Here is an 11,117-nt window from a genome sequence, read left to right on the forward strand (position 1 = left end):
TTCGCACGTTCGCCGCATCCGCCGTTCATCCTCCCCGACGCATGTCCATCGCATGCCGTCGGGAGAAGATGAACGGCGGATGAATTACGGTGAACGACGGATTTCGCCACGTTGATTTCTCCCGTCATCGTGAAGCGACGCCGCTTTTGCCGACGCACACTGGAATGGCAGTAATGCCGATGACGTCACAGAAACCGATGTCATCGGTTTTTTCATTGAGGAATTGGGAGAATCATGACACATACTGCCTTCCCGACCACGGTGCTGAAGGGGGCCCTCGCCGGGCTCGTCGCCGTGGCCACGCTTGCGCCGTTCGCCGCCACGGCGAACGCGGCCGACGCCGCCACGCCGCAGCAGCCCGACATCGTCTCGCTGCTCGGTGATTTCGAGAACTACTACCAGCCCGCCAACGCCTATGACAAGACCGACCCGGCCAAGCCGTTCGGCAAGGGCACCGTCAAGAACGCCACCGTGCTCAAGCATGACGACGACATGACCCAGGCCATCAACAACGCCGCGGCCACGGCCGACGGCACGGGCGATGGCGTCACCACGCCGACCGCCCAGCAGCAGCGCGCGCTTATCGACTCCGACTACAAGATGCGCGAGACCCTGCCCGACGCGCTCGGCCCCGTGCTCGGCAAGTACCTCGCCGACGGACTCGATGCCAGCGCAAGCGCCGACGGCAGCGAAGCGAACCCGAGCGGTCCGCTCGCCAAGACCTACAGCCTGCTCATCAGCGACCACAAGAGCGGCTCCTACAATTCGGCGCTGGTCTCCGACTGGCTCGACACCGGCACCGCGAAGGTGACGTTCAACCACCCGCGTCCGTTCGTCGACCGCACCGACGCCGGCTACCCGACAGCCGGACTCGACAAGTCCGTCGGCATCAAGCGCGTTCCCGTGTGGACCAGCGCCGACGGCGTGAAGCATGACGCCGGCTACGACGGGTTCCTTACCTCCGGCTCGTTCCCGTCGGGCCACACCACCTACGCCTACTCGGGCGGCATCGGCCTGGCGACCCTGCTGCCGCAGCTGGGCACCGAAATCGTGACCCGTGCCTCCGAGGCGGGCAACAACCGCATCGTGCTCGGCGTGCACTACCCGCTCGACATCATGGGCGGCCGCATCGACGGCGAGGTCGCGAACGCCACGCTGTGGAGCGACCAGTCGTTCCGTGAGAACAAGCTCATCCCCGCCTACAACGAACTGCAGAAGTACCTGGCCGACGAGTGCGTCGCCAACGGCAACGTCAAGCAGCGCAGCGACACCGATTTCGCCACCGTGCAGGATTGCGTGAACAGCCTCAAGGCCAACGACACCGCCGGCTACCAGAACTCCTTCGTGGACCCGGTCTCCGGCAAGGCCGTCACCAACCGTGCCTCGGCCATCGAGGTCTACACGAACCGGCTGACCTACGGCTTCGCCCAGACCGGCGCCGCCGGCCAGGCCCCGGTCGTGCCCGACGAGGCCGCGAACCTGCTGCTCACCGCGTTCCCGGGAACCAGCGACTCCGTGCGCAAGCAGATCCTCGCCGCCTCCGAGATCGACTCCGGCTACCCGCTCGACGCAAGCAGCAAGGGCTACCAGCGCATCAACCTCGCCAAGGCCTACAGCGCCAACGTGACGGTGAACGCCACCGGCGACACCATCCTCAAGCTCACCTTCGGCAACAAGACCCCGAAGGTCACGACCGTCAAGCCCGATGACGTCTCCACGCTGCTCGCCGACTTCAACAAGTACTTCATCGGCGGCAAGGGCGTGACCGACGAGGGCAAGGGCGTGCTCGCCCACGACGACAAAGTCACCGAGGACATCAACAACAAGGCCTGGGGCGCCGATGGCAACAGCACGCAGGACCAGCGCGCGGTCTCGGACGCTGCCATGGACTCCACCAAGACGCTGTACGACGCGCTCGGCCCCGTGCTCGGCAAGTACTACGAGGAGGGCATGGACGGCTGCAACGTGCGCAAGTTCGTGTACGACTGCAAGCTCGGCAACACCACGAAGTTCCTCTCCTGGGCCAACTACGGCGCCAGCACCGGAAACGCCAAGACCGTCTACTCGCACCCGCGCCCGTACGTGGACCGTGTCAACTACAACGGCACCACGCTCGACCTCAACGGCCTCCAGCAGACCCTGAACATCAAGAAGGTTCCCGCCTACGAGGAGCAGGGCCAATACGACGGCCTCGCCTCCTCCGGCTCGTTCCCGTCGGGCCACACCACGTACGCGTTCGGCCAGGGCACCGGCCTCGCCTACCTGCTGCCTGAGCTCGGCCCCGAGATCATGACCCGAGTCTCCGAGGCGGGCAACAACCGCATCGTGCTCGGCGTGCACTACCCGCTCGACATCATGGGCGGCCACATCGCCGGCCAGTCCGGTGTGGCGAACATGGTGGCCGCCGGCACCGACGACCCGAACAGCGAGGACTACCAGACCGCCTATGGCACCGCAGCCCGCAAGGAGCTCGTGGACTACCTGACCGCCCGCTGCAAGGCCGACGGCCACGGCGACACCCTCGCCGCCTGCATCGCCGACACCGGTGCCGCCAACGACAAGGGCTACACGAACGACTTCACCGACGAGGTGTCGACCAAGCCGGTGACCGACCGCGCCTCCGCTCTGACCGCATACAAGGCCCGCATGACCTACGGCTTCCAGGCCACCGGCAAGACCGGCCAGGCCGCCGTGGTCCCGGACTCCGCCGTGCGCCTGCTCGACAACGTCGAGGCGTTCAAGAGCCTGACCGCCGACCAGAAGAAGGCCGTGCTCGCCGCGACCGAAGGCGACTCCGGCTACCCGCTCGACGCGAGCAGCAAGGGCTGGGCACGAGTGAACCTCGCCGCCGCCTACAGCGCCAAGGTGACGTTGAGCTCCGACAAGAAGACCGTGGTGAAGGTCGAGCCCGGCCAGGCCGAGGCCAGCGTGGTCGTGGCCAGCGCCGACACCACCGCCCCCGTGTTCTCCGGCGTGCAGGATGCCACCGTGGCCCTGAACGCGAAGTTCGACGCCATGGCCGGCGTGACCGCCAAGGATGACAAGGACGGCGACGTGACCAAGGACATCACGGTGAACGGTTCGGTCAACACCGCCAAGGCCAGCAAGTACACGTTGACCTACACGGTGTCCGACAAGGCCGGCAACACCGCCACCGCCAAGCGCGTCATCACCGTCGCGGCCAAGGGCACCGCTCCCGCCGTTGGCAGCAACAGCAGTGCCAACACGGCCGCCAACGACAACAGCGCCAATGGCGTGAAGACCGTCGGACAGCTCGGCAAGACCGGCAGCGCCGTGGCGGGCATCGCCCTCGCCATGGCCGTGGTGGTCATCGCCGGCGGCACGCTGGTGGCGCTGCGTCGCCGCGACCTCTGACATGAACGCAGGTCATGCGGCCGCACGAAGCCGCATGACCTGACGGACCGTTAATCGAACGGGCCTTGGAACCAATCAATATCGGTTCCAAGGCCCGTTCTTCGTTCATGGCGCACATGCATGGCATGGGACGCCATCGCACGTGTCCTGCCGACTACAGCCGGCCGAGGATGTTGACCACCAGCTTGGCCGCGGTGTCGGCGTATTCGCTGATGTCGAACTCCTTGAACGTCTCGTATTCGGTGTCGGCGTTGTCACTCAGCGCGCGGATGACCAGCGCGGGCACCTCGTTGCGGGAGGCGACATGCACGACCGCGGCGCCCTCCATCTCCACGGCGTCGGCTCCGGTGGCCACGATCACCCTGTTGACGTTCTCATCGCCCTCGACGAAGTAGTTGCCGGTGGCGATGATGCCGGTGATGTGCGTGATGCCCATGTCGTCGAGCGCGGCGTCGGCCAGCTTGATGAGCTCCGGGTCGGAGTGGAACTCCTCGGTCTTCGGCGCGGACTGGGCGATGAGGCGCATGTCGGAGTCGAGGTAGCGCAGCGTGCCGCCGAGCACCACGTCGTTGATATGCAGGTGCTTGTTGAGGTTGCCCGCAATGCCGGAGAAGATGACGGCCTCGGGATTGCAGACATCGATGAGGTGCTGCGTGGTGGCGGCAGCGTTCACCGTGCCCATGCCGGCGACGGTGGCGACGACGTGCACCGTCTCGCCCTTGGCGGTGGCGATGTCGCCGGCGGTGATGTCGAGGCCGGCCTCGTGCGTGACGGTAGCCGAGTCGAGCGACTTGGCGATCAGTGCGACCTCTTCGTCCATGGCGCCGATGACGGCGATGGTCCTGCTCATGAAAATCTCCTTTACGATATGCAGCGGTGCTGTCACTTCCACCTACGGGCGCCGACGGCTTCGGCGAGTTCACGCAGCAGCCGCTCGGTCTCGGGCCATGCGATGCACTTGTCGGTGATGGACTTGCCGTAGACGAGCTGGTCGAGCGGCGCGGCGGGCTGGTTGCCGCCTTCGATGAAACTTTCCATCATGATGCCGGTGATGCCCTGCTCGCCGGCGGCGATGCGTGCGGCGATGTCGCGCACGACCTCGGCCTGACGATGCTCGTCCTTGCCGGAATTGCCGTGCGAGGCGTCGATGACCAGTCCGTGGGCGGCGGCCGAGTCGGCGGGCATCTCGTCGCGCACGGCGGCCATGGCGGTGGCCACGGACTGCGCGTCGTAGTTGGGGCCATGGCTCGAACCGCGCAGCACCACATGGCAGTCGGGGTTGCCGAGCGTTTCGACGGCGGCGGCGCGGCCCTCATGGTCGATGCCGAAGAACGTGTGCTGCTGGGCGGCCGCATAGCAGCCGTTGATGGCGGCTTTCACCGAGCCGTCGGTCGCGTTCTTGAAGCCGACCGGCATCGACAGGCCGCTGGCGAGCTGGCGGTGGATCTGGCTTTCGGTGTTGCGCGCGCCGATCGCGCCCCAGGTGACGGCGTCGGCGATGAACTGCGGCGACGTGGGCTCGAGGAACTCGGTGGCGGCCGGCAGACCCGTGTCGAGCACGCCGATGAGGGTCTTGCGTGCCAGCAGCAGGCCCTTGTGGATGTTGTGGCTGCCGTCGACGTCGGGGTCGTTGATGAGGCCCTTCCAGCCGACGGTGGTGCGCGGCTTCTCGAAGTACACGCGCATGACGATCATGAGCTCGCCGTCGAGTTCGCGCTTCACCGCGGCGAGACGACGGGCGTAGTCGAACGCCGCCTTTGGGTCGTGCACGGAGCAGGGGCCGACGATGACGAGCAGCCGGTCGTCCTGTCCATACAGGCAGGCGCGCACCTCGTCTCGGGACGTGGCGACGAGGTCGCGTGCCTTCTCGTCCAGAGGCAGGTCGGAAAGCACCTCGGCCGGCGTGGGCAGCGGGTCGAGCTCCATGACGCGACGGTTTACGATGCGCGCGATGCCCACCTGGTCCTCCCAACGCGGGATTCCCTGCACGTTCAGCGGGTTCTTGCCCTCCCCCAGGGCCTGACGAATGGCGCGCAGCTCCTGGCCGCGGTCATTGTTTTCTTGCATTGCGATCAGTCTCCCTATGCATACGAATGTCCTCCCACATTGTACGGGCAATTGCGGGAGGACATCGTGAGCATTGTTCGGCGGATGCGGCGGCTACTCGGCGTCTTCCGCGTCGGCCCCCTTGGCCACGATGACGTGGCGCCCGGCGGTCAGGCCATGGATGCGACGGGCTCCCTCAGGGTAGTTGCCCTGGGCGATGGTAGTGGGCATGCCCATCGAGGCGTCGGCCGCCACGGCCTCCGTGCCGTTGAGTATCAACGTGCCCTTGCCGCCGGTCAGCGGCGGCACGATCACGTCGGCCGTCGTGCCGATTGGCACGGTCAGCGTGATCTCGATGCCGTCCACACGCTGGTCTCCGGGCATGGGGATGGTGTCGCCGAGCAGTCGGTACGCGGCCTTGATGTCTCCGGCGCCCGTCGGCACGACGGCGCTGGCCTCGCGCACGGAGCCGGGCTGCGGAGCCACGACGAACTCGCGGAAGCCGGGCTCCAGCGGGTGCACGCCCACCATGTACCGCGGCAGCAGATACGCCGGCGAGCATGCCCACGGATGCGAATACGTGGTGTTGCTCTTGAGGTCCAGGCTCCACGCCTCCATGGTGGCGCCGGCGCCCTGGTCGATCATGTGCTGCCAGGTGCGTTCGCCCTCCGAGGCCGCGATGAGGCCGTTCGCCCAGGTGCCGGCACCGGCCTTGTACAGGCCTTCGAGCAGCACGGCCGCCACATACACGCTGCAGGCCATGCCCTTGCCATGGAGGAACTCGACCACGCGCGGGATGCGCTCGGCCGGCACGCGGCATCCGGAAAGCACGAACGCGGAGGCGTGCTCGGAGCAGTGGGCGAGCTGCGCGCCGTCGGCACCGGTGTCGAGGCCGTCCACGTAGGCGCCGGTCTCGTCGTCCCACAGCTTCTCGTTGATGGCCTTGTTCAGTCGCGAGGCGATGCGGAAGTACTTGCGTGCCTCCTCGCCCTTGCCGAGCTCCGACGCGAGACGCGAGACACAGCGGTAGACGTAGACGGCGAGCGCGTTGATCACCGTGTTGACGCGGCCGAATTCGAATCCGTCGCGTTCGGCCGGCGGCCAGTCCACGAGGTCGCCGTCGGTGTGGCTGCTTTCGCCCGGGTCCTTGACGATCAGTCCGGAAGCGTCGTCGAGGTATTCATCGGGCAGCATCGAGACGATCTGGTCCCAATGCTCGCGCGCCTGCCTGAGGCTGCCGGTCTGCACCCATTCGTTGTAGACGGCGGCCACGAGGTACATGGGCCATTCGGTGGGCCATGTGCGGTTGGCGAGCAGGAAGTCGATGGAGTATTCGCCCAATGCCGGCGCGTTGTCGAGCGCCAGGTGCGCGCGCTGCTGCAGCCAGGCGTCGGCCTCGTACGGGATGCGTTCGCGCGTCCACGAATCCACGTACATGTTCACGTTGAGGCCTTCGATGGTCTTGCGGCACAGGTTCCATACGCGGTTGAGCGTCTCGTCGGACGATTCGAAGCCCTTTTCGTCGCCGTGGAACGGGTAGACGAGCGCACGGGCCATCACGGCGGTGTCGCTGTTGTATAGCGTGTCGATGAGCTTGTCGTCGCGATGGTCGGGCAGGATCTCCACGTAGCGGAACACGCGCATGCCCCAGGTGCGGGCGGACAGCGGCACCTTGAGCTTGTTCGGCTCGAAGTGCCAGATGTCCTGATACGTGTTGTAGGCGCTCAGCCGGTATTTCACGGTGCGGTCGTCGTTGAGCACCTCGCCGTAGCGGATGACGAGGTTCGTCGGGAAGGGCGCGTAGGCGGCCATGCGGATGCCGCCGGCCACGGCGCGGCCGAAGTCGAGGACGAGCCTGCCGTCGTCGGTCTTCCACTTGTCGACGGCCGTCCATTCGTGCAGTTCGGGCTTGTCGATCGGGGCCGCCCTGAGCTCGTCGAACGCGGGCTTGACCTTCGCCACAGCCCAGTCGATGTCGTCGTAGCCGACCTCCGACATGCCGCGCGGGTACTTGTCGACGTCGACGTATTCGGCCGGCAGCTCGTAGACGTGCGATCCCACGGACGGCGAGTCGAGGAAGACGTTGTTGCCCACCTTGGCCAGCCATTCGCCGTTGGTGCCGAAGTGCGCGAGCGTGCCGTCCTCGTACATCACGTCGAGCTGGGCCATGAAGCGCTGGTCCTCCAGCGCGTAGGCGATGACGCCGATGAAGTTGTCACGGCCGGGGACGAGGTACCTGGTCACGTCGTAGCCGTCGTACCGGGTTTCGCCGCCGATGGGGAACGTCGGTCCGATGCCGACGAAATGGCCGTTGAGCCACATGCGGTACACGAACTGGCGGGCATGCCATACGTCGGCGCCGGTGGCGTTGAGCGTGGCCCAGCGGATGGGCTTGCGGGCGAGGCCAATGCGGCCGCGGAACAACGCCCAGCCCCGGGAGTTGTGTTCGGACTGCAGGGTGGCGGGCTTGTCGGCGAACTGGTCGTCGGCGTCGGATTTCACGGCCTCGTCATGCGCGTTCTCCGGCAGCTCGATGGTGGTGTAGGCGTTCGCGGTGATGGGGTCCGCCCAGATCGGCTCGGCCTGCCATTCGGTGCCGGCGCCGGTGCCGAACGTGGTCGGCTCGCTCCAGGCGGTGGGCTTGCTGGAATCCTCGGTGCCGCGCCAGACTCGCACGGCCGCCCAATAGCGGCGGCTGGCCGACATGTCGATCTCGTCGAGGGCGAGGCCGCCGAAGCCGTTGCCTTCGCGGCGGCCGGAATCCCAGACGTCGCCGATGCCGGATTCGGCGATGTCATAGGTGGAGGCGATGACGACCTGATAGGCGACGACCGTATTGAAAGCGGTGGCCTCATCGGCCGCCTGCACGGCGCCGATGTCGACGAGCGGCACCACCCAGCTGAGCACGGGGACGCTCCCCGGCTCCAGGTCGACGGGCGCCACCCTGTCGTTCACCTTCAGTTGCGTGGGAGCCTTGCTCTCCGTAACCACGACGATGCGTTCGGTCATGTTCTCTTCCCTTCTTCCGCTTCATTGCAGAACATGCATACATGACCATTATTGGACGGAAACGCCGAAAAGGAAGGACATTTTCCCGTGTTTTTATCTCGCCGTCAGCCGGATGACACGAAACGTCCGTTAGACGACGGAAGGCCTCCCGCACAGGCGGGAGGCCTCCGGATGAAACGCCTTGCGGCGTATCAAAACGCCCTACAGCGTGCGGCGCCTGCGCACGGCCTCGGCGAGCGTGCGCAGCAGCTCGGCGGTGCGGTCCCACGGCACGCAGCGGTCGGTGACGGACTTGCCGTACACGAGCTGGTCGAGCGGGGCGGGCTTCTGGGCGCCGGCCTCGATGAAGCTCTCCATCATGATGCCGGTGATGCCCTTTTCGCCGTTGCCGATGCGTTCGGCGAGGTTCTCGAGGACCTGCGCCTCGACCACCTCGTCCTTGCCACAGTTGCCGTGTGCGGCGTCGACGATCAGGCCGACCTCGCTGGGGCCGGGGGCCTTCGACTTCTTCAGCGCCTCGAGCGCGGCCTTCACCGATTCGGCGTCGTAGTTCGGCCCGTGGCTCGAACCGCGCAGGATCAGATGGCAGTCGGGGTTGCCCTTCGTCTCGGCGGCGATCACGTGGCCGTCGAGGTTGATGGACAGGAAGTGGTGCTGGAAGCTGGAGGCATAGCAGGAGTCGGCGGCCGCCTTGATGGAGCCGTCGGTGGAGTTCTTGAAGCCGACCGGCATCGACAGGCCGCTGGCCAGTTCACGATGCACCTGGCTTTCGGTGTTGCGGGCGCCGATCGCGCCCCAGCTGATGGCGTCGGAAAGGTACTGCGGCGTGATGGGGTCAAGCCATTCGGTGGCGGCGGGCACGCCGAGCTCGAGGACGTCGGACAGCACCTTGCGGGCCATGAACATGCCCTTGCGGATGTTGAACGTGCCGTCGAGATCGGGATCGTTGATGAGGCCCTTCCAGCCGATGGTGGTGCGCGGCTTCTCGAAGTACACGCGCATGACGATCACCAGGTCGTCGTTGAGTTCCTTCTTGAGTTCGGCCAGCCGCTGCGCGTAGTCGTGCGCGGCCTTCGGGTCGTGGATCGAGCAGGGGCCGACGATGGCGAGCAGGCGGTCGTCACGGCCGTTGAGCACGTCACGGATCTCCTGACGCGAACGGCGGACGAGATCGAGCTGCCTGTCGCTGAGCGGAATCTCCTTGATAAAGGAGCGAGGTGCCGGAATAGGATCAAGCTGATAGATGTTCACATCCATCGTCTCGGGAAAAACCGCGCGCTCCGAGAGATTGCGCCGTTCGTCTTCGCTGCTGTCGGGTCCGCGAAGCACTGCCATATTTCTCACCTCTTTCACTGCATGATGCGACAGTCTGTCGCCATGTATCGTCGTCTCGACCGTCGGGACGACCACCCCACTATACGATGCTTCGGCCGGACTCCCATGCTTTGTCTCACGAGATTGCCTCACCTCATCGTGCGGGCATGAACCATTGTCTCACTATTTCCCGCCATTGCCACATATCGGGACCGCATGGCAGGCGTTTTCCAAAGTCATGTGACGAAAAACGTTTGCCGGAGTGTCACGCACGCCGACACCCCTACTCTTGACTCATAGGCAATGACAATGACTTCGGCTACTATCGACAAGGGTCGAAAGGAGAATCTCGCATGTCCACAGTCTTGGAGGAAACCCCGAAGAGGAAGCTCGCCATCGTCACCGGCCGCGCATACCCGGAATTGGGTGAGGAAGTGGCGAAATGCCTAGGCATCGAGGTTCTTCCCACGACCGCCTACGACTTCGCGAACGGCGAGATGTACATCCGCTTCACGCAACCCGTCCGCGGCGCCGACGTCTTCGTGCTGCAGAGCCACACCACCCCCATCAACAAGTGGATCATGGAGCAGCTCATCATGATCGACGCCCTCAAGCGCGCGTCGGCACGCTCCATCACCGTCGTGGCCCCGTTCTTCGGCTACTCCCGCCAGGACAAGAAGCACCAGGGCCGCGAGCCCATCACCGCCCGCCTGGTGTTCGACCTGTTCAAGACCGCCGGCGCGGACCGCATCGTCACCGTCGACCTGCACGCCACGCAGGAGCAGGGCTTCTTCGACAACCCCGTCGACCACCTCACCGCCATGCCGATCCTCATCGACTACGTGCGCTCCCACATGGAGCTCGACAACGTCACCATCGTCTCCCCCGACGCCGGCCGCATCAAGGTCTCCGAACGCTGGGCCGCGAAGCTCAACAACCGTCCGCTGGCGTTCATCCACAAGTCCCGCGACATCACGCGTCCGAACCACGCCGAGGCCCATGGCATCATCGGCGACGTGGACGGCCGCGACTGCATCGTCGTCGACGACATGATCGACACCGCCGGCACCATCTGCGAGGCCGTGAAGGTACTGCGAGGCGCAGGCGCCAAGAGCGTGACGCTCGTGGCCACGCACGGCCTGCTCTCCGGCCCGGCCGTCGACCGCCTGAAGGAATGCGGCGCCCGCGAGATCATCCTCACCGACACCGTGCCCGTCCCGGCCGAGAAGCGCTTCGACGGCGTCACCGTGCTGTCGATCGCGCCGCTGCTGGCCGCCGGCATCCGCTCCGTCTTCGAAAGCGATTCGGTGACCCATCTGCTCGAAGGCCTCCCCAGCGACATGCGCGCCCGCAACATCTACGCGTAAGTCCCA

General features: G+C 65.9%; 6 protein-coding genes. 2 read left to right on the top strand and 4 right to left on the bottom strand.

The annotated features are described in order from the left end of the window. The first annotated feature begins 234 nt into the window (after nucleotides 1–234). Complete coding sequence (locus tag GFD18_RS02745) at nucleotides 235–3,375, top strand: phosphatase PAP2 family protein (RefSeq protein WP_163199963.1); 3,141 nt, start codon at nucleotides 235–237, stop codon at nucleotides 3,373–3,375. Between the two features lie 154 nt (nucleotides 3,376–3,529). On the opposite strand, the gene mtnN is transcribed toward GFD18_RS02745, so the two are convergent. The 4 genes from mtnN to GFD18_RS02765 form a co-directional block, all read right to left on the bottom strand. Beyond that, nucleotides 3,530–4,225, bottom strand: a complete 696-nt coding sequence (mtnN, locus tag GFD18_RS02750; protein WP_163199962.1) for a 5'-methylthioadenosine/S-adenosylhomocysteine nucleosidase — start codon at nucleotides 4,223–4,225, stop codon at nucleotides 3,530–3,532. Between the two features lie 32 nt (nucleotides 4,226–4,257). After that, nucleotides 4,258–5,442, bottom strand: coding sequence for a 3-deoxy-7-phosphoheptulonate synthase (locus tag GFD18_RS02755; RefSeq protein ID WP_163199961.1), 1,185 nt, complete (start codon nucleotides 5,440–5,442; stop codon nucleotides 4,258–4,260). A gap of 93 nt (nucleotides 5,443–5,535) precedes the next feature. After that, nucleotides 5,536–8,430 (bottom strand): family 78 glycoside hydrolase catalytic domain, encoded by a 2,895-nt coding sequence (locus GFD18_RS02760; RefSeq protein ID WP_163199960.1) that lies wholly within the window; start codon nucleotides 8,428–8,430, stop codon nucleotides 5,536–5,538. A 201-nt stretch (nucleotides 8,431–8,631) separates the two neighbouring features. Next, nucleotides 8,632–9,765, bottom strand: a complete 1,134-nt coding sequence (locus GFD18_RS02765; protein ID WP_163199959.1) for a 3-deoxy-7-phosphoheptulonate synthase — start codon at nucleotides 9,763–9,765, stop codon at nucleotides 8,632–8,634. A gap of 332 nt (nucleotides 9,766–10,097) precedes the next feature. On the opposite strand from GFD18_RS02765, the gene GFD18_RS02770 reads away from it, so the two are divergent. Then, nucleotides 10,098–11,111 (top strand): ribose-phosphate diphosphokinase, encoded by a 1,014-nt coding sequence (locus tag GFD18_RS02770; protein WP_163199958.1) that lies wholly within the window; start codon nucleotides 10,098–10,100, stop codon nucleotides 11,109–11,111. Nucleotides 11,112–11,117 lie beyond the last annotated feature (6 nt).

The organism is Bifidobacterium saimiriisciurei (assembly GCF_010667655.1).
GTDB lineage: Bacteria > Actinomycetota > Actinomycetes > Actinomycetales > Bifidobacteriaceae > Galliscardovia > Galliscardovia saimiriisciurei.

Coding starts and splice junctions, on each gene's coding strand:
- GFD18_RS02745 (WP_163199963.1), top strand. CDS start 235: ATGACACATACTGCCTTCCCGACCACGGTGCTGAAGGGGGCCCTCGCC.
- mtnN (WP_163199962.1), bottom strand. CDS start 4,225: ATGAGCAGGACCATCGCCGTCATCGGCGCCATGGACGAAGAGGTCGCA.
- GFD18_RS02755 (WP_163199961.1), bottom strand. CDS start 5,442: ATGCAAGAAAACAATGACCGCGGCCAGGAGCTGCGCGCCATTCGTCAG.
- GFD18_RS02760 (WP_163199960.1), bottom strand. CDS start 8,430: ATGACCGAACGCATCGTCGTGGTTACGGAGAGCAAGGCTCCCACGCAA.
- GFD18_RS02765 (WP_163199959.1), bottom strand. CDS start 9,765: ATGGCAGTGCTTCGCGGACCCGACAGCAGCGAAGACGAACGGCGCAAT.
- GFD18_RS02770 (WP_163199958.1), top strand. CDS start 10,098: ATGTCCACAGTCTTGGAGGAAACCCCGAAGAGGAAGCTCGCCATCGTC.